Source organism: Priestia sp. GS2 (genome assembly GCF_036409025.1).
Classification (GTDB): domain Bacteria; phylum Bacillota; class Bacilli; order Bacillales; family Bacillaceae_H; genus Priestia; species Priestia aryabhattai_A.
The window spans coordinates 1,827,153-1,845,703 of sequence record NZ_JAZGJX010000001.1 but is presented as its reverse complement, the minus strand read 5'-3'; the positions used below and the strand labels follow the sequence as shown (position 1 = coordinate 1,845,703).

Annotated in this window: 21 protein-coding genes; 15 read left to right on the top strand and 6 right to left on the bottom strand. The window is 37.3% G+C overall.

The window, feature by feature from the left end:
* Positions 1-136 precede the first annotated feature (136 nt).
* Entirely contained in the window at positions 137-541 is a 405-nt protein-coding gene (locus V2145_RS09665; RefSeq protein ID WP_094910017.1) for a hypothetical protein, read from the top strand.
* 13 nt (positions 542-554) lie between these two features.
* Here V2145_RS09665 and ku read toward each other — a convergent pair whose 3' ends face one another.
* From ku to V2145_RS09650, 3 genes are all read right to left on the bottom strand, one after another.
* Entirely contained in the window at positions 555-1,370 is an 816-nt protein-coding gene (gene ku / locus V2145_RS09660) for a non-homologous end joining protein Ku (RefSeq protein WP_094910018.1), read from the bottom strand.
* A 138-nt stretch (positions 1,371-1,508) separates the two neighbouring features.
* Positions 1,509-1,952: an Hsp20/alpha crystallin family protein gene (locus tag V2145_RS09655; RefSeq protein WP_330987632.1), complete on the bottom strand. Its 444-nt coding sequence runs from the start codon at positions 1,950-1,952 to the stop codon at positions 1,509-1,511.
* A 255-nt stretch (positions 1,953-2,207) separates the two neighbouring features.
* The gene (locus tag V2145_RS09650; protein ID WP_061784644.1) at positions 2,208-2,351 is read right to left on the bottom strand and encodes a small acid-soluble spore protein P; all 144 of its coding nucleotides are present in this window, start codon (positions 2,349-2,351) and stop codon (positions 2,208-2,210) included.
* A gap of 149 nt (positions 2,352-2,500) precedes the next feature.
* On the opposite strand from V2145_RS09650, the gene V2145_RS09645 reads away from it, so the two are divergent.
* Positions 2,501-2,761: a hypothetical protein gene (locus tag V2145_RS09645; RefSeq protein ID WP_210608186.1), complete on the top strand. Its 261-nt coding sequence runs from the start codon at positions 2,501-2,503 to the stop codon at positions 2,759-2,761.
* Positions 2,762-2,879: 118 nt separating this feature from the next.
* Here the strand turns inward: V2145_RS09645 and sspO are convergent, their stop codons facing one another.
* Positions 2,880-3,029 carry a small acid-soluble spore protein O gene (gene sspO, locus V2145_RS09640; protein ID WP_094910021.1) on the bottom strand — a complete coding sequence of 50 codons (150 nt, stop codon included), beginning with the start codon at positions 3,027-3,029 and terminating at the stop codon, positions 2,880-2,882.
* 219 nt (positions 3,030-3,248) lie between these two features.
* On the opposite strand from sspO, the gene acnA reads away from it, so the two are divergent.
* The 7 genes from acnA (at position 3,249) to V2145_RS09605 (ending at position 9,710) form a co-directional block, all read left to right on the top strand.
* Positions 3,249-5,969 (top strand): aconitate hydratase AcnA, encoded by a 2,721-nt coding sequence (gene acnA, locus V2145_RS09635; protein WP_094910022.1) that lies wholly within the window; start codon positions 3,249-3,251, stop codon positions 5,967-5,969.
* A gap of 176 nt (positions 5,970-6,145) precedes the next feature.
* Entirely contained in the window at positions 6,146-6,739 is a 594-nt protein-coding gene (locus V2145_RS09630) for a TlpA family protein disulfide reductase (protein ID WP_311858260.1), read from the top strand.
* A gap of 239 nt (positions 6,740-6,978) precedes the next feature.
* On the top strand, positions 6,979-7,122 hold the full coding sequence (locus V2145_RS09625; RefSeq protein WP_094910024.1) for an FbpB family small basic protein: 144 nt from the start codon (positions 6,979-6,981) through the stop codon (positions 7,120-7,122).
* 43 nt (positions 7,123-7,165) lie between these two features.
* Positions 7,166-7,309: an acid-soluble spore protein N gene (locus V2145_RS09620; protein WP_025911133.1), complete on the top strand. Its 144-nt coding sequence runs from the start codon at positions 7,166-7,168 to the stop codon at positions 7,307-7,309.
* A gap of 119 nt (positions 7,310-7,428) precedes the next feature.
* Positions 7,429-7,674 (top strand): small acid-soluble spore protein Tlp, encoded by a 246-nt coding sequence (tlp, locus tag V2145_RS09615; protein ID WP_311858255.1) that lies wholly within the window; start codon positions 7,429-7,431, stop codon positions 7,672-7,674.
* 100 nt (positions 7,675-7,774) lie between these two features.
* Positions 7,775-9,202, top strand: a complete 1,428-nt coding sequence (locus tag V2145_RS09610) for a phospholipase D family protein (protein ID WP_330987631.1) — start codon at positions 7,775-7,777, stop codon at positions 9,200-9,202.
* A gap of 85 nt (positions 9,203-9,287) precedes the next feature.
* Positions 9,288-9,710: an acyl-CoA thioesterase gene (locus tag V2145_RS09605; RefSeq protein WP_330987630.1), complete on the top strand. Its 423-nt coding sequence runs from the start codon at positions 9,288-9,290 to the stop codon at positions 9,708-9,710.
* Positions 9,711-9,744: 34 nt separating this feature from the next.
* Here V2145_RS09605 and V2145_RS09600 read toward each other — a convergent pair whose 3' ends face one another.
* Both V2145_RS09600 and plsY read right to left on the bottom strand, forming a co-directional pair.
* Positions 9,745-10,035 (bottom strand): HesB/YadR/YfhF family protein, encoded by a 291-nt coding sequence (locus V2145_RS09600; protein ID WP_094910027.1) that lies wholly within the window; start codon positions 10,033-10,035, stop codon positions 9,745-9,747.
* A 370-nt stretch (positions 10,036-10,405) separates the two neighbouring features.
* On the bottom strand, positions 10,406-10,996 hold the full coding sequence (gene plsY / locus V2145_RS09595) for a glycerol-3-phosphate 1-O-acyltransferase PlsY (protein WP_094910028.1): 591 nt from the start codon (positions 10,994-10,996) through the stop codon (positions 10,406-10,408).
* 197 nt (positions 10,997-11,193) lie between these two features.
* On the opposite strand from plsY, the gene V2145_RS09590 reads away from it, so the two are divergent.
* From V2145_RS09590 to V2145_RS09565, 6 genes are all read left to right on the top strand, one after another.
* A complete protein-coding gene (locus V2145_RS09590) occupies positions 11,194-11,607 on the top strand; it encodes a CoA-binding protein (protein WP_131886769.1) in 414 nt (137 codons plus the stop codon).
* A gap of 297 nt (positions 11,608-11,904) precedes the next feature.
* A complete protein-coding gene (gene parE / locus V2145_RS09585) occupies positions 11,905-13,881 on the top strand; it encodes a DNA topoisomerase IV subunit B (protein WP_330987629.1) in 1,977 nt (658 codons plus the stop codon).
* Positions 13,878-16,310, top strand: coding sequence for a DNA topoisomerase IV subunit A (parC, locus tag V2145_RS09580; protein ID WP_094910031.1), 2,433 nt, complete (start codon positions 13,878-13,880; stop codon positions 16,308-16,310). Before parE ends, parC begins: the two co-directional genes overlap by 4 nt.
* Before the next feature lie 171 nt (positions 16,311-16,481).
* Positions 16,482-17,306 (top strand): alpha/beta fold hydrolase, encoded by an 825-nt coding sequence (locus V2145_RS09575; RefSeq protein ID WP_131886767.1) that lies wholly within the window; start codon positions 16,482-16,484, stop codon positions 17,304-17,306.
* 186 nt (positions 17,307-17,492) lie between these two features.
* Positions 17,493-18,260 carry a YqcI/YcgG family protein gene (locus tag V2145_RS09570; RefSeq protein WP_330987628.1) on the top strand — a complete coding sequence of 256 codons (768 nt, stop codon included), beginning with the start codon at positions 17,493-17,495 and terminating at the stop codon, positions 18,258-18,260.
* Positions 18,235-18,546 (top strand): cupin domain-containing protein, encoded by a 312-nt coding sequence (locus V2145_RS09565; RefSeq protein WP_094910033.1) that lies wholly within the window; start codon positions 18,235-18,237, stop codon positions 18,544-18,546. Before V2145_RS09570 ends, V2145_RS09565 begins: the two co-directional genes overlap by 26 nt.
* The last annotated feature ends 5 nt before the right edge of the window (positions 18,547-18,551 follow it).

Below are 18,551 nucleotides of genomic sequence, written 5' to 3'. Positions count from 1 at the left end.
TCAAATTTTATGTAATATTTCTGTGACAAATTTAGATATTAGTTGTAATTTCTTGTTGGATTTTCTAAAATGTAAAAAGATAGAGTCGCATCATATGTATATACGACAACGATGAATCTGACAGGAGGAGCAGATTGTGAAGAAGATTTTATTGTTCACAGTAGCTGCATTATTAGCTACATTTTTTATTGACCGTGCCTATAGTGAACGCAATCAGGCACAGCTAGAGTCTCAATTAGTAGATGAAATAAATAAAACAAAAGAAGAAACGAAAAGTGATTACGCAGTAATTGATTTTAATGAACTCTTTGATTTTAACTGGGATGAAGTATATGTCTTTGGTCCAGAAGCGTCAGTAAAAGATGTTAATAAAGAACTTGGATTTAAATGGTCGGATGCTACATTAAACAGCGTGTTAAATAGTGAGGAAAATGTCGTTGTATTTGTAGAAAACAAACAGATTACCCAGTATATCAAGGTTCCAGTCGATTATGGCACCATTATTCCTAAAGAATCTGTAGTAAAAAAAGCGAACAATTAACTGTTCGCTTTTTTTATGCCTTTTTCTCAATCGTCTTTTTACGAGGTTTTTTGGGCTTTAAGTTAGATTGATCAATACTCAGTTTTAACATTTGCATCAGCTTGGTAACGTCTTGTTCAGACTGCTGCTGGTTAAAAGAAGCCATCGCTTCTTTGTTTTGAATAAGCTCATGTAGCATATCGCGATAGTCATCATGATGCACTTTTGGTTCAAATGGAGCAGATAATTTATTAATAATCTCTACAGCGGCTACACGATCTTTCGTTGATAGAGATGGTAACGAATCAATATGAGGAACGTCTTGTATATGCCGAAGCTCTTCATGAAAGTGTAGCGTTTGTAATAAAAGGCAGCCTTCATAAGAGCGGATGATTGCAAGCTGTTGCTTAGAATATAAAAAGACTTTTGCAATACCAACCTTTCCACTTTGTGCAAGCCCTTCCAATAGTACGCTATATTCGCGCCCACCAAATTCAGTGGCTGAAATATAATAACTTTTATCAAAGTAGATTGGGTCAATTTCTTCTAGCTGGACAAAATGTAAAATATCGATAGTTTTACTTTGAGAAAATTGCTTTTTTAGCTTATCTAGCTCATGTTCTGATAGCGTCACAAAGTGACCTTCGCTTGTTTCATATCCCTTAATCAGTTCATCTGAATGAACATCACGTTCACAATGTTCACAGCGTTTTACATGATGAATGGGTTTGTAACAAACTGAGTGAAGCGTTCGCAATTTGATATCTTTGTCTTCAACTGCTCCGTGAAGCTTAATTGGAAATTCAATCAATCCAAAAGATAGCTGGCCTTTCCATGCTGTATGAAGCAAAAAATCACCTCGTTTTTTCTATAGTGTGCAACGAGGGACAGAAGATATGTACATCATTAATTAAGACTATTAAAACATAAATAGTCTTAATTAATCTATGTTCTAAATAAACAATATAAAAGAGGATTTGAGTAAAGCTTATTCATTGAAGAATGGTTGGATAGGAACATGAGAAGCAGGAGAAGTAACGTTTGAGTTTTTATAGATGGTGATTTCTAGTATGGAGTTTTGAAGAGTTCCAATAATCTTTTTATTGGTCAACAAAAATGGGAAATCAATGGTTTTTTCAATCTTTTCTTCACGTGAAGCTTTTTGAGACGTATGCTGTTTATCATCGTATTCCTCATAGGTCACTTGTTTCGTCGCTACAAGGAAAAGTGATTGTGATTCAACTGATACATGAATATGTTGAGGGTGGTAACCAGCAAGCTCTATTTCCACAATATAAGTATCTTCCGTTTCGAATAAATCTGCGCGAACAGAATCATAATCTAAATAGCTCATAAAAGGATTTTCCAAAATTAACTCTAGCAGTTCTCGAAAACTTTTTGAGCAATCGTTCTTAGAATGTTTGTTGTTCATACTTGTTTCCTCCGTTAAGATACACGTTCTTCCATAACCATCATATGCAAGCTTTCAAAGAGTGTGAAATGATGTATAGAAAGGAAAAGGTACCATGACTCGAGATAAACGAAGAACTGATGAAGTTACAACAGAAATTTTATCAGGAGTTATGCCATTATCTCTTTCAACAGAAAAAGGTAATGAGCTTCCAGAGGAAATTTAAGCGATGCAAGCCAATAAAGAAAAAAAGAGCCGCTAACGGCTCTTTTTTTGTTACATATCGTGACCGCTATTATGCTTTTGACGAGTATGCTGACGATTTTTTACTTTATGAGATCCACTAAGTGGTTCAGGTTGCCCAGTTTGATGTCCTTTAGGTGCGTTTTTATGCATGTCTTTACTATCGTTTTTGTTCATATGAAAGCTCCTCCTTTTCGTTGCTTCTCTTTTAATGTCGTTCATTATAGAAGCATTTATGCTCGGCATTTTTAACCTGTAAAACAAGGGTATGAATAACAGAAGGATATGAAACAATACAACAGAACAATGTAAAAAGGAGAGATATTATGCCATATCATAAAAATAGCCAGCAGGCTTTTCAAGCGGCTCAACAAGGTCATAAACAAACGTTAGACGCGTATGCACAATCAAATATTGTAAAACACGATGCAGCGTATGGACACGAACTAAAACTTCTTAAAGAAGAAATCAATGAAACATATCAACAAATTAATAATGCGCTGGAAACAGCTACTGAAACACAGCGTCAGCAGCTTACACAGTTTCAGCAGGACTTGCAGGGGATTATGAACGAAGTAAATGAGTAAACAACGAAAAAGCCATGTGGAAACATGGCTTTTTATGCTAGAAATCATGAGGTTTAAGGTATGTGCTTATCTAACACTAATAATCATTATGACCTATAAAAGCTCATGTTAAACGAGATTATTGATTTTTTTTACGTTTTTTATTATTTTGCTTTTGTTGTTCAGTAAGCGGCTCATTTGAAAATTCTTCGTTAAAACCCGCTCCTTTTCCTTGAGCGCTAGCAGCGTTTGCCCCAGGAATGACATGCTTTGATTTATGATTAGCCATTTGACTTCACCTCCATTTTTAATATGCGCAAAAGTCTATGAAATATGAATTATTAGAAAATGTTTGTGATTAATGATTATGTTATAAGAAAAACTTATGTAAATTAATAACATTCTTTTTATTTACTTATGTATAACATTATATTAAGATAGATGGTGAAGGGAATAGAGGATGGGGTAAGTAAAATCCTTTATACATAGCATTTAAGGGGGTAATGAAATGACTAAAAAAGACGTTTTTAACGCTCGTTCGTCATTCACAGTTAACGGTAGCACATATAATTATTACCGCTTACAAGCATTAGAAGAAGCGGGTTTAGGAGCGGTTTCAAAATTACCGTATTCAATTAAAGTATTATTAGAATCTGTTCTTCGTCAAGTAGACGGACGTGTAATTACAAAAGAGCACGTAGAAAATTTAGCAAAATGGGGAACTGATGAAATTCAAGAAGTAGATGTGCCGTTTAAGCCATCACGAGTTATTCTTCAAGACTTCACAGGTGTACCAGCAGTTGTTGATTTAGCATCTTTACGTAAAGCAATGGCTGATTTAGGTGGGGACCCAGATAAAATCAATCCAGAAATTCCAGTAGACCTTGTAGTTGACCACTCGGTACAAGTAGACAAAGCTGGAACATTAGATTCTTTACGAGTGAACATGGACCTTGAGTTCCAACGTAACACAGAACGTTATAAATTCTTGAACTGGGCTCAAAAATCATTTGATAACTATCGTGCTGTACCTCCTGCAACAGGAATCGTACACCAAGTAAATTTAGAATATTTAGCAAACGTAGTTCATGCAGTAGAAGAAAATGGCGAATATTTAGCGTTTCCAGATACATTGGTTGGAACTGACTCTCATACAACAATGATTAATGGTATTGGCGTTTTAGGTTGGGGCGTTGGTGGTATTGAAGCAGAAGCAGGAATGCTTGGTCAACCTTCATACTTCCCAGTACCAGAAGTTATTGGCGTAAAACTAACTGGTGAATTACCAAATGGTACAACAGCAACAGACCTTGCTTTAAAAGTAACACAAGTACTTCGTCAAAAGGGCGTTGTTGGAAAATTCGTTGAGTTCTTCGGACCAGGTGTAGCCCAGCTTCCATTAGCAGATCGTGCAACAATTGCTAATATGGCACCAGAGTACGGAGCAACCTGTGGATTCTTCCCAGTTGATAGCGAAGCGTTAGACTATATGCGTCTTACAGGTCGTGATGAAGCTGATATTCAGGTTGTCGAACAATATACAAAAGAAAACGGTTTATTCTACACTCCAGATGCAGCAGAACCAACGTTTACAGACGTAGTAGAAATTAACTTAGCCGAAATTGAAGCAAACCTTTCAGGTCCAAAGCGCCCTCAAGATTTAATTCCGCTTTCAGATATGCAAAGTGAATTTAAAAAAGCGCTAACGGCTCCTGTAAGTAACCAAAGCTTTGGCTTAAGTACTTCTGATGTAGAAAAAGAAGTAACTTTCAAGCTTGCTGATGGTACAGAAACAACAATGAAAACAGGTGCAATTGCGATTGCTGCAATTACAAGCTGTACAAATACATCAAATCCATATGTATTAGTAGCAGCTGGTTTAGTAGCTAAAAAAGCAGTTGAAAAAGGATTAGATGTTCCGGCTTACGTAAAAACATCATTAGCACCAGGTTCAAAAGTTGTAACGGGTTATTTACAAAGCTCAGGCTTACTTCCATACCTTGAAAAGATTGGTTACAATGTAGTTGGGTATGGCTGTACAACATGTATCGGAAACTCTGGTCCATTAGAGGACGAAATCGAGCAAGCAATTGCAGATAACGATTTATTAGTTACGTCAGTGTTGTCAGGTAATCGTAACTTTGAAGGTCGTATTCATCAGCTTGTAAAAGGAAATTACCTAGCATCTCCACCGCTTGTTGTAGCGTATTCTCTTGCTGGTACAGTTGATATTGATCTGCAAAAAGACCCAATTGGTGTAGGATCAGATGGTAAAGAAGTATTCTTTAGTGATATTTGGCCATCTCAAGACGAGATTAAAGAAGTAGTAAAAGCAACTGTAACGCCAGAATTGTTCCGTAAAGAGTACAATCGCGTGTTTGATGATAACGAGCGTTGGAATGAAATTGAAACAAGTGAAGAAGCTCTTTACACGTGGGATAATGATTCAACATATATTCAAAACCCACCATTCTTTGAAGGATTATCTGAAGAGCCAGGTGAAGTAGAAGCATTAAATGACCTGCGTGTTGTAGCGAAGTTTGGGGATTCTGTAACGACAGACCATATTTCACCAGCGGGTTCAATTGCAAAAGCATCGCCAGCTGGTCTGTATCTACAAGATAAAGGCGTTGAGCCAAGAGACTTTAACTCATACGGATCTCGTCGTGGTAACCATGAGGTAATGATGCGCGGTACGTTTGCAAATATCCGTATTAAAAACCAAATTGCGCCAGGCACTGAAGGTGGATGGACAACGTACTGGCCTGAAAATAAAGTGATGAGCATTTATGATGCTTGTATGAAATACAAAGAAGAAAACACAGGTCTTGTTGTGTTAGCAGGTAAAGATTACGGAATGGGAAGCTCTCGTGACTGGGCTGCTAAAGGAACAAACTTACTTGGTATTAAAACAGTTATTGCTGAAAGCTTTGAGCGTATTCACCGTTCAAACCTTGTATTAATGGGTGTTCTTCCACTTCAGTTTAAAGAAGGCGAAAGTGCTGAAACATTAGGCTTAACTGGAACAGAAACAATTGCTGTTCAAATTGATGAAACAGTAAAACCACGTGACTTTGTAAAAGTTACGGCAACGGATGAAGCTGGAAACAAAAAAGAGTTTGACGTATTAGTTCGTTTTGATAGCGAAGTAGAGATTGATTACTACCGTCATGGCGGTATTTTACAGATGGTATTACGCGATAAGCTTCAATCAAAAACGCACGCATAAGATAGCAAAAACGCACCTTTTGAAGGTGCGTTTTTCTTTTCATTTTTATAAAACGCTTTCAAGTATGATATGATAATAAAAGATTCACATTTTAGGATGATTTTGCATGTTCTTGTACATATATAAATAAAAAGGGTCTTTGATTTCATAGAAGTTGGCTGAAGGGAGTAAGCGTAATGCTAAAAAAAGTTATAGCAACATTTTTGTTGGTGGGATTTGCTGGTTTTGCTGTGTGGCAAGCTTTAGCACCAAAAGATGATGAAGGAGAAAAGCTGTCATCGTATGCAGATTTAAACCTAAAAGAAGGACAGGCTGAAGTAACAAATGGAGAGCCTTATGGCCTAGAGCCTGGAGACCAAGCCCCGCCCTTTACGTTAAAGGATACAGAAGGTAAATCAGTTCAGTTATCAGACTTTAAAGGGAAGAAAATTATTTTAAATTTTTGGGCTACGTGGTGCCCTCCTTGTAAAGAAGAAATGCCAGCTATGCAGCAGTTTCATGAAACATCAGGAAAAGAAGTTCATATCCTAGCTGTGAATTTAACGTCGTCTGAAGGTAGTAAACAAAGTGTTTCAACCTTTTTAAAAGAAAACAAACTATCGTTTCAAGTGCTTCTAGATGAAAAAGATGAGGTAGCTACAAAATCATATCGTGTGATGACCATTCCAACTTCATACTTTATTAATGAAAAAGGTAAAATCGTTAAGCGTATTAATGGACCAATGACGCTAGAACAAATGGAGGCCTTTGCGTCTGAAAGCAGCTCATAACAGCTGCTTTTTTTTGCGAATAAAATGAAACCTTTCATTAGGCATGTTCGTATAGAAAGTATGGTCGAAAATTGATCTTTACTTTAGAAAAAGCTGCGTGTTTTAGCAAAAAATGATCAAATTTGGAGCGTTTTGAATTTTTTAGGTTTAATGTAAAGGATTATGGCAAAAATAATAGTAATTTATTGCAAGGTTATTTTTCAGACTTTTCCAAAATTTAAAAAGAATAGGTGATAAAGATGAGAAGAGTAAATAAACGCACGTTTGAAGAGTTAGTAAAAGAGAATAAAACTAAGTTGTTAGAAGACCGACAAGAAATTGACAGAATTGAGCGTGCCATCGAAGAGCGTCTAGAAAAACGTATGCTTGAAAAGGCTGAATAGTCCCTCTTGAAACTGGTTACAGTAACAGCAAGGAGGGGTTAACATGGGAAATCCGAAGAAATTCGCCAAACGCTTTGTACCTGACCACATTGGCACTCAGCCGCGAGAAGCCGGTGGTAACAATGGCAAGAAAATGCAAGATAAATCAGGAAAACACCCTCAGGTTATTCAGACAAAGGGAGAATAAAAAGCCGCTGTTTAGCGGCTTTTTTTGTTTTAAAAGGGTGTTATTTTCCACTTATACAAAGAGGAAACCGCTGCATACTAGAGGTGTACGAAAAAAGTATTTTAAAGGAGGTTTTTACTATGACATGGGGTAAACCAAATCCAGATGACCGTAGCAACAACGTAGAACGTTTGCAATCAATGGTTCAAAATACAATTGATAATATTGAAAAAGCTGAGGCTACAATGGCGCATGCGACTGGAGAAGAGCGTGCAAAAATTGAGCAAAAAAATCATAATCGAGAAGTAAGCATAGAAGCGATGCGCAACGAAATTCAAGACGAATCTAAAGCGCGTGAAGAAGGATATCCTAATTCGACTAACTAAGAAACATAAAGGCCAATTTTGGCCTTTATGTTTCTTTTATGTTTCTAATGAACAAAGAAAGGGAATAAACAGCTGATACTATTCATGAGGAGGAAAACCAGTGGGGCGCCTATTAACAAGTAAAGCAACATATCTCATGCTTGCACTTATATTATTACTAGCAATCGTTGCATTCTATCATACATACAAGCCGTTGCCTCAAGGCGTTTCATATGAAGGAAACGTACATTATGTACAGGACGTATCGCTGTTATATGACTTAACGTATCAAAGCGGTGATGAAGGTAAGAGTGAGCAACAAATTTTCCGGCGGATTTTTGAAGCAATTGATAATGCTGAAAACTTTATCGTTATGGATATGTTCTTATTTAATGGCTATTATGATCAAGGTGAAACCTATCCAGCTATTAGCGATACGCTAGCAGGAAAATTAATTGAAAAGAAAAAGAAGGAACCCAACGTAGATATTTATTTTATTACCGATGAAGTAAACACAACGTATGGTTCACATCAATCAGAGTGGCTAGAGTCATTAAAACAAGCGGGGATTAAGGTTGTGGAAACGGACGTTACAAAGCTTAGAGATTCCAACCCTCTATACTCAAGCGTTTGGAGAAGTTTTTTGCAGTGGTTTGGACAATCTGGAGAAGGCTGGATTGCTAATCCATTTGGTGAGAATGCACCGAAGATTACGGCAAGGTCTTATTTGAAACTGTTTAACGTAAAAGCTAATCATCGGAAAGTAGTGGTTACAGATAAAACAGCTATTGTTTCATCAGCTAACCCTCACGATGCCAGTGGTTATCATTCTAATATGGCTTTTGAGGTGCAGGGAGATATCATTGATGATGTGGTTAAGACAGAAAAAGCCGTCGCCGATTTTTCGAGTAATGTGCAGGTACCGAAGCTCAGCTATGAAAAAGCTCCAAGTGGTGATATCGGTGTGCAGCTATTGACAGAGGGGAAAATATACAAAGAAATCATAAGCACGTTGGATCACGTACAATCAGACGATGAAGTATGGGTGGGGATGTTTTATCTTGCGGATCGCCAAGTTGTCAAAAAGTTAATACAAGCTTCTAATAAAGGTGCTAAAGTTCGGCTTATTCTAGATCCAAACGTCAATGCTTTTGGACAAGAAAAAATTGGTCTGCCTAATCGCCCTGTAGCTGCTGAGTTGTTAGATGATTCAAGCAACAAAATACAAGTAAGATGGTATAACACGGCCAAAGAGCAGTATCATCCCAAAACTCTATTTGTTCGTGGAAAGGGCGAGAGTACAATCATTGGAGGATCAGCCAACTTTACAAAACGTAATTTAGATGACTTGAATTTAGAGACCAATGTTAAAATTACCGCAGATTCTGATGAAGCTATTATGAAAGAAATGACTCAGTATTTTACACGTTTATGGGGAAATGAAGATGCAACTTATACCCTTCCATATGAAAAATACGAAAATAAAATGACCATTTTCCAAACATTACTTTATCGCATTCAAAAGATGCTTAGCTTCACAACGTATTGAATGCTGAGCCGATAAGTAGTGAAACTACACCAATTTGTGGTAATATAATACCGGTATGATTGCAATGTAGGAGGAAATGAAAAGTATGATTGCAATAAAAGAAATTGATGTGCGTTATAGTGAAACCGATCAAATGGGCGTAGTGTATCATGCAAACTATTTAGTATGGATGGAATTAGGGCGTACGCAGTTTATTCGAGATTTAGGCTTTAATTATGCTGAGATGGAGCAAGAGGGCATTTTATCACCAGTCATTGACATTAACGTTTCCTATAAAAAGCCACTTCATTATGGAGAAACAGCTAAAATTCAAACATGGCTTGATTATTATGATGGCTTGCGCGTGGTGTATGGATATGAAATTACAACGCCGGATGGAAGTATTGCTCTAACTGGCACTTCTTCGCATGTTTGTGTAAAAAAAGAAAACTTCAAGCCAATCTCCATTCGAAAGCAGTTGCCTGAATGGCATGCAGCTTACGAAAAAGCTAATAAAGGTAAAGAGTAAAAAAAGCATCGATGTATAGTCGATGCTTTTTTTATCATGCTTCGTAAATAAATTCAGGTTCACTTGCCTCTTCATTAAAAATGACTTTTAAGTCATGACCATCGAAATACCAGAGATCTTCTTCTTCTACAAAGAATGTTAAACCATTAACTTCAGTTTTTACACCGATATTGGACGGTTGGTCTTTATTAATACCAAGCGAAAATCCTTTTTGAACATTACTACAACCACCGTAGCGAACGAAAAAGCGTAAATGTTCATTGCCTTCTAACATCATTTCATCTTTGTACCATTGGGCAGCTTGTTCTGTTACGTTTAATTTCATTATGTGTTGCTCCTTCCATCACTAGGGTTCCTTTCTTATTATAGTAGAAAAAAGCTAAAATTACCATTAATACAATTGGATGAACGTGGAAGCGTAAAAAAGATAGTCAAAGGAGTTATAAAGTAAACACTGTTCTAAATAACCACTTTGACTACCTTCTTCATTTAAATTCATAGGGTTTCTCAATTGTTTCCCAACAATGAATACAGTAACGACTGCTTTGCGTTTGTTTATGAATCTTTTTTTCACGTTTGCACATTGGACAGCGGCTTTGCTTCATCTCAATCACCTCCTACTGTCAGTATAGCTAAAAAAACATAAATGTATTCGCTTACATTATTGAAAAAAAAGAAGTGAAGGCTTTTAACCTTCACTTCTTTTTTGAGAAAAACGTAACTTTTGGTTCTGTTCCTTGACGAATTCGACCAAGGTTCGCGCGATGACGATAGATAACAAAAGAAGCCAAGAATCCAACAATGATGATTAAAATTAGTTCGCCTGTAAATAGTGTATAAATAAATGCGATGATACCTGCAATCATTGAGGATAGCGATACATACTTGGTGATGTATAAGCAAATGAAGAAGCACGCAAGCAATGTTAAAAATAAAAGAGGCTCATAAAATAATAAAACACCAGCGGATGTGGCAACGGCTTTGCCACCTTTAAACTTCGCAAATAGCGGATATGTATGTCCAATAACAGCGAATAAACCGACTAAAAGAGGATGAAGCCCTGAATGAAATAAAACAGCTAATGAAGCAGCAAACGTTCCTTTCAAAATGTCTCCCAACGTTACAAGGATACCAGCTTTTACTCCTAGTGTTCGAAAGGTATTGGTTCCTCCTAGGTTTCCGCTCCCGTGTTCACGTATATCAATGCCGTATCCCCATTTTCCAACAACTAGTCCAAAGGGAATAGAGCCGATGATATAGGCCAGAATAGGTAATAGATAATCCATTTGACAAAAGCTCCTTTATCTATATATCGTATCTATTTTACCATGAGATAGCAAAAACACCATACATAGTTTTTAAGTAGGGTATTTTTTTCTATATGTTTAAAGGAAATGTTTACAAAACACTAAAAAACGGGTAACATATGCAGGAAAAATTATTTTATACATCGAACGTTTAAGCATAAAAGGAGATGAAAAGTGTGACAGTTCAAATTCCACCACGTGAAGAATTAGGAAAGATTCTAAAAAACAGCAAACGAATTGCGGTAGTAGGGTTATCAGATAATCCAGAACGAACGTCTTATATGGTTTCAGAAGCTATGCAAAAAGCTGGATATGAAATTATCCCCGTTAATCCATTAGTCGATGAAGTATTAGGCGTAAAATCGGTAAAATCATTAAAAGACGTTAAAGGACATGTTGATATTGTAAACGTGTTCAGAAGATCTGAGCATTTATTAGATGTCGCAAAAGAGTTCTTAGAAATTGATGCGGATGTTTATTGGGCTCAGCTAGGATTAATAAATGAAGAAGCATACGAGCTTCTAGCAAGTAAAGGCTATACGGTTGTCATGGATCGTTGTATTAAAGTAGAACATGCGCTAACGAAATAAACCCTTGATAGGATATGAAAAACCCATGCATGAATGGAAGCATGGGTTTTTCATATCTTCAATCAAATGACTGTTAGACAACGGTTCCAAGGTCATCTATAATCAAGGGATAAGGACTATATAGCTTTTATAATGCGGAAATATGTGCTAAAATCGTTTAAGTATGCTAAAATAGAAACGTATGTTCTTACTGAGCGGATAAAACACGAACAAGTAAAGATAAACATATAAAAGGCAGCACGCTGCTGCCTTCTACATAATGAGGAAAGTGTGTTTGTATGGAAGGGGTATGTATGAATGGCTCAAAAGCAAAAATTTAATTATAACGAAGACGCGATTCAAGTATTAGAGGGATTAGATGCTGTTCGTAAACGACCAGGAATGTATATAGGTAGCACAGATACAAGAGGGCTTCATCACTTGGTTTATGAAATTGTTGATAACTCCGTTGATGAAGCATTAGCAGGGTATGGTGAAGAAATCATTGTAACCATTCATCAAGATAACTCTATTTCAGTGCAGGACAAAGGGCGCGGAATGCCGACGGGTATGCATAAATTAGGAAAACCTACGCCGGAAGTTATTTTAACAGTACTTCATGCTGGAGGTAAGTTCGGACAAGGTGGCTATAAAACAAGCGGTGGTTTACATGGTGTAGGTGCATCGGTTGTAAATGCGTTATCTGAATGGTTAACGGTTACAATTTACCGAGAAGGAACTATTTATGAACAGCGCTTTGAAAACGGCGGGAAACCTGTTACAACGCTAGAAAAAAAAGGAACAACGAGAAAAACAGGAACGACAATTCACTTTAAGCCAGATCCATCAATTTTTTCAGCGACTGTTTACAACTTTGATACGTTAAGCGAACGCTTACGTGAATCAGCGTTCTTGTTAAAAGGTTTTAAAATTGAACTAATTGATAAGAGACATAACCAGCACGAAGTGTTTCACTATGAAACGGGAATTGAAGCTTTTGTTACATATTTAAATGAAGAAAAAGACACGCTGCATCCAGTTGTTTCTTTTGAAGGCTTTCAGAATAGTATTGAAGTCGAATTTGCTTTTCAATTTAATGATGGCTACTCAGAGACGATTTTATCCTTTGTTAATAACGTTCGTACAAAAGATGGTGGGACGCACGAATCGGGAGCAAAAACGGCAATGACACGTGCGTTTAATGAATATGCAAGGAAAGTAAACCTTTTGAAAGAAAAAGATAAGAATCTTGAAGGAACGGATATACGTGAAGGGTTAGGTGCCATTGTTTCGGTTCGTATTCCTGAAGAATTTCTTCAATTTGAAGGTCAAACAAAAGGGAAGCTTGGAACAAGTGAAGCGCGTTCGTCTGTAGATGCCGTGATCTCTGAACAATTAGCCTACTTTCTAGAGGAAAACCCAGACGTCAGCTCGCTGCTTGTAAAAAAAGCTATTAAAGCTGCTCAGGCAAGAGAAGCTGCGAGAAAAGCAAGAGAAGACGCACGTAATGGAAAGAAAAGAAAGCGTCAAGAAACAGTGTTAAGTGGCAAGTTAACACCTGCACAGTCACGCAATCCTCAAAAAAATGAGCTATATTTAGTTGAGGGAGATTCAGCGGGTGGTTCTGCTAAACAAGGACGTGACCGTCGTTTCCAAGCCGTATTGCCTTTGAGAGGGAAAGTTATTAATACGGAAAAAGCAAAACTTCAAGATATCTTTAAGAATGAAGAAATTAGCACAATCATTCATGCAATTGGTGGAGGTGTTGGAGCTGAGTTTGAAGTGGATGATATCAACTATGACAAAATCGTCATTATGACTGATGCAGATACGGATGGTGCTCATATCCAAGTATTACTTTTAACATTTTTCTACCGTTATATGAAACCATTAGTTGAAGCAGGGAAAGTATTTATTGCTCTTCCACCTCTTTATAAAGTAAGCAAAGGAACTGGGAAGAAAGAAGTTCTAGAATATGCTTGGAGCGATGAAGAATTACAAGGAGCAATAAAAAAAGTAGGAAAAGGCTATATCATTCAGCGCTATAAAGGTTTAGGAGAAATGAACGCAGATCAGCTATGGGAAACAACCATGAATCCTGATACAAGAACGCTCATTCGAGTGCGTATCGATGACGCAGCACGAGCAGACCGCCGCGTTACTACCTTGATGGGTGATAAAGTAGAACCGAGAAGGAAATGGATTGAAAGCAACGTTGCATTTGGACTCGAAGAAGATCCAAATATTTTAGATAATGAAAATGTAGTAACGGTCGCAGAGGAGGACGCACAATGACACAAGCAGAACGATTTTTAGATTTACCTCTTGAGGACGTAATTGGCGACCGCTTTGGACGATATAGTAAATATATTATTCAAGAGCGTGCGCTACCCGATGCAAGAGATGGATTAAAGCCGGTACAGCGCCGCATCTTGTATGCAATGCATGTGGAAGGAAATACGGCTGAAAAAGGGTTTCGTAAATCAGCAAAGACAGTTGGTAACGTAATTGGTAACTATCACCCTCATGGAGATTCTTCAGTTTACGATGCGATGGTGCGTATGAGTCAAGACTGGAAAGTACGAAACGTACTCGTTGAAATGCACGGGAACAACGGTAGTATTGACGGTGATCCACCAGCAGCAATGCGTTATACGGAAGCGCGTTTATCAGCAATGGCCTCTGAGCTGCTACGTGATATTGACAAACAAACAGTAGAGTTTGTTCCTAACTTTGATGATACTAGCGAAGAACCAACCGTGTTACCAGCAATGTTCCCGAGTTTACTTGTAAATGGCTCAACTGGAATTTCAGCTGGGTATGCTACTGAAATTCCACCTCATCATCTCGAAGAAGTCATTGACGCAACAATTATGCGAATTGATAATCCATCAAGCTCAGTAGAGGAGCTAATGACGGTTATTCATGGTCCTGATTTTCCAACAGGTGGTATTATACAGGGCGTTGATGGAATCAAAAAAGCATATGAAACAGGCAAAGGAAAAATCATCATTCGAGGAAAAGCCGAAATTGAGGATGTGCGCGGAGGCAAGCAACAAATTGTCATTACAGAAATTCCGTTTGAGGTAAATAAAGCAAATCTAGTAAAAAAGATGGATGAGTTGCGCATCGATCGCAAGGTAGAAGGTATTGCAGAAGTTCGTGATGAAACTGACCGCACGGGTCTACGCATTGTTATTGAACTAAAGAAAGATGCTAATGCACAAGGTGTACTAAACTATTTATATAAAAATACGGATTTACAAGTTCCTTATAGTTTTAATATGGTAGCTATTTCAAAGAAAAGACCAACATTAATGACCCTACCAAGCATTTTAGATGCGTATATTGATCATCAGCGTGAAGTGGTTACAAATCGCTCAAAATATGAGCTGCAAAAGGCAAAAGAGCGAGAACATATTGTAGCTGGCTTAATTAAAGCACTGTCTATTTTAGATGAAGTAATTTCTACAATCCGAGCGTCAAAAGATAAGCGAAATGCAAAAGATAACTTAATGACGCAGTTTGAGTTTACAGAAAAACAGGCAGAAGCAATTGTTTCCCTGCAGCTCTATCGTTTAACAAACACGGATATCACCGCACTAGAACAAGAGTCGGAAGAACTTAAAGGTAAAATTACAGAGCTTGAAGCCATCTTAGCTAGTGAGAAAAAGCTTTTTAGCGTCATTAAAAAAGAGCTTCGTCGCGTGAAAAAGCAGTACGGCGACGAGCGTCGTTCAAAGATTGAAGCAGAAATTGAAGAAATCAAAATTAATCTTGAAGTGATGGTACCTTCAGAAGATGTTATTGTCACAGTAACAAAAGATGGTTATGTTAAACGTACAAGCTTACGTTCATATTCAGCTTCGAATGGACAAGATTTCGGTATGAAAGACACGGATCGCATCCTTTCAAAGCTGGAAATCAACACAACTGAAACACTTTTAATTTTCACAAGAAAAGGAAACTATTTATACTTGCCTGTACATGAACTTCCTGATATCAGGTGGAAAGATATGGGGCAGCATATCATGAACATTGTTCCAATTGATAAAGACGATTATATTGTGAACGCAATTCCAATTAAAGAGTTTAAAGACGATCACTATTTGTTATTCTTTACGAAAAACGGCATGATTAAAAAATCTGAATTGCTGCAGTATAAAGCGCAACGTTATTCTAAAGCTCTTGTCGCTGTGAATGTTAAAGGTAATGACGAAGTGGTAGATGTGTACGTAACAAATGGCAAACAGCAGGTCTTTATTGCCACTCGTCAAGGATACGGCCTATGGTTTGCTGAAGAAGAAGTCAATGTTGTGGGAACGCGTGCTGCAGGTGTGAAAGGGATTAATTTAAAAGAAAACGATTATGTCGTGAGTGGCGTTGTTTTTAGCGAAGAAAAAGTAAAGGAAACTGATTTATTTATTACAACGCACCGAGGTGCTATTAAGAAAACAAAAATGACGGAATTTGAGCAGTCGTCTCGAGCGAAGCGTGGATTAGTAATGGTTCGTGAATTAAAAGCAAATCCTCATCAAATTACAAAAGTGAAGGTTGTCACGAAGGAAGATGAGGTTGTGATACAGTCAGAGAAAAATCAAATAGAGCGCATTGATCCAGCGTCAATGCGACCAAGCGACCGCTATAGCAACGGTTCGTTTGCAATCGATCAAGCGGAATCTGGAGACGTTATTGATGTATGGATTGAGAAAAAATTAAAATAAAGCAATAAAAAGAACGCTATTTTGTAGCGTTCTTTTTATTGCAGTTTAATTCTATATAAACTATGTTCTAAATAAACAACATAAAAGAAATAAGCAGCTAAAAAATATCAACATGAATATAAAAAATCAACATAAAAATAAAGTAGGCATAATGAAAGGAAGTGTGCGTTTATGGGCTATTACCTTACCGTTGATCGAAAAGGTACAAAAATATATGTTGAAGATATTGGAAGTGGAATGCCTGTATTGTTTCTTCACGGTTGGCCAGTTAATCATAAAATGTATGAATATCAGTTTAATGTTCTTCCGAAATATGGGATTCGCTGTATTGCAATAGACTTACGTGGGTTTGGGAAATCAAGTCGTCCGTTTAAAGGTTATACATATAACTCATTAGCCGACGACGTTCGAGCAGTTATTCATGCGTTACAACTTCCAGCTGTAACGCTAGTGGGTTTTTCAATGGGAGGGGCAATTGCTTTACGTTATATAAGCAGACATTTAGGGTTCGGAGTGAACAAACTTATCCTAGCTGGTGCAGCCGCGCCTAGCTTTATTAAAAGAAGCGGTTTTCCCTATGGGTTTTCTAAAGAAGAAGTAGATGCTATCATTCAAGCGACGTACCAAGACCGGCCGGCCATGCTTGCTGATTTTGGGCAAAAATTTTTCAATTCAAAACTTAGCCCTTCTTTTAGAGATTGGTTTCAATTGTTGGGTCTAGAAGCTTCGGGTCACGGAACAATTAAAACAGCAAAGTCACTGCGTGATGAAGATCTACGTGAAGACCTCAGTCAAATTTTTGTAAAAACATATATTTTACATGGAAAAAAAGATCAAGTTTGTCCATTCCCCTTAGCCGAAGCTATGCATAATGGAATTGAGGATTCAACGTTAATTCCTTTTGAACAGAGTGGTCACGGCCTTTTTTATGATGAACAAAAAAAGTTTACTGAAACCTTAAAAGATATTGTTTATTCTGCTGAAAAACGAGAATGACGGAGCTAAAAAAATGAAAAAGGCTAGTCAGAGGCTGTTTCCTATGGACAAAAGCCTTTCTTTCTGCCAGCTTGCTTATAGGTTATTCTTGTTACTTGTAAAGTTGAAGAATATAACAAGAAGTAAACATAAAGCACACTACTTCTTAATAAAAATGTATGGTGGAAACCTGTAAGGAGGGTTTTAATGAGAAATAAAAAGCTATTTAACAGCAAGGAAATTATGGATTCGTCGATTGTGCCTGAATGGGGAAAAGAAGTTTTTACTAATTTTAGTCAAGATATGCTTTCTGAAGAGAATCCTTTCCCATGCATTTTAGGAGTAGAAGGATTAAAGAAAGATTTGCTGCGCTTTGCGTTTGTTTCTTCACCATACAACTATAAAGATATTAAACTCTGTGCAGAAGCACTTAAAGAATATATTTCATGTTTTCGCACATTAGGTCGTTATACATCATTTGTTGTGTTCTTTGAGCCTGAACATAAAAAACGTACGATGACTCAGTATGAAACAATGTTTTGGGATACACTCACATTTTTACATCAAATTGACAGAAAGCCTTGGCCAGAAGATATCCCCAAAGACCCTAATGATCCTCTATGGGAGTTTTGTTTTGAAGGTGAGCCAATATTTGTTGTATGTAATACACCTATACATGAATTACGAAAAAGTCGGAAGAGCAGCAGTCTTATGATTACATTTCAGCCGAGATGGGTGTTTGAAGGAATGACACCTCATACAAAAGTTGGTCAGCAAGTTCAAAAAACAGTTCGAAATCGACTTGAAGAATACGACAAAGTTGAAGCGCATCCTCATCTAGGATGGTACGGGAATCAAGAAAATCATGAATGGAAGCAATATTTCTTACGAGATGTTAACAACTCATTTCCAACAGAGTGTCCATTCAAACTAAAAAGGAGTGAAAGAGATGGAACTAAAAAAAGCCTTTATTAAAAAAGGGATTGGCGGTGGACTTGAAGAAGTTATACATGAACTACTTCCAAAACATACCGGTTATGTAGAAGTTCAGCATGATGTTGCAGGGCAAGAACACCCAAGTCATACTCACCCAACCGACGAGATTCTTCATATTATTGAAGGGTCTATCTACTTTACAGTTGAGGGAGAAACAACTCGGTGCGAAGCGGGAGATCGCATTTATTTACCAAAACAGACGCAGCATGCTTCAAAAGCTGATGTAAATGGTTGTACGTATGTAATCTCCATTTTAAAATTTTGATGAAA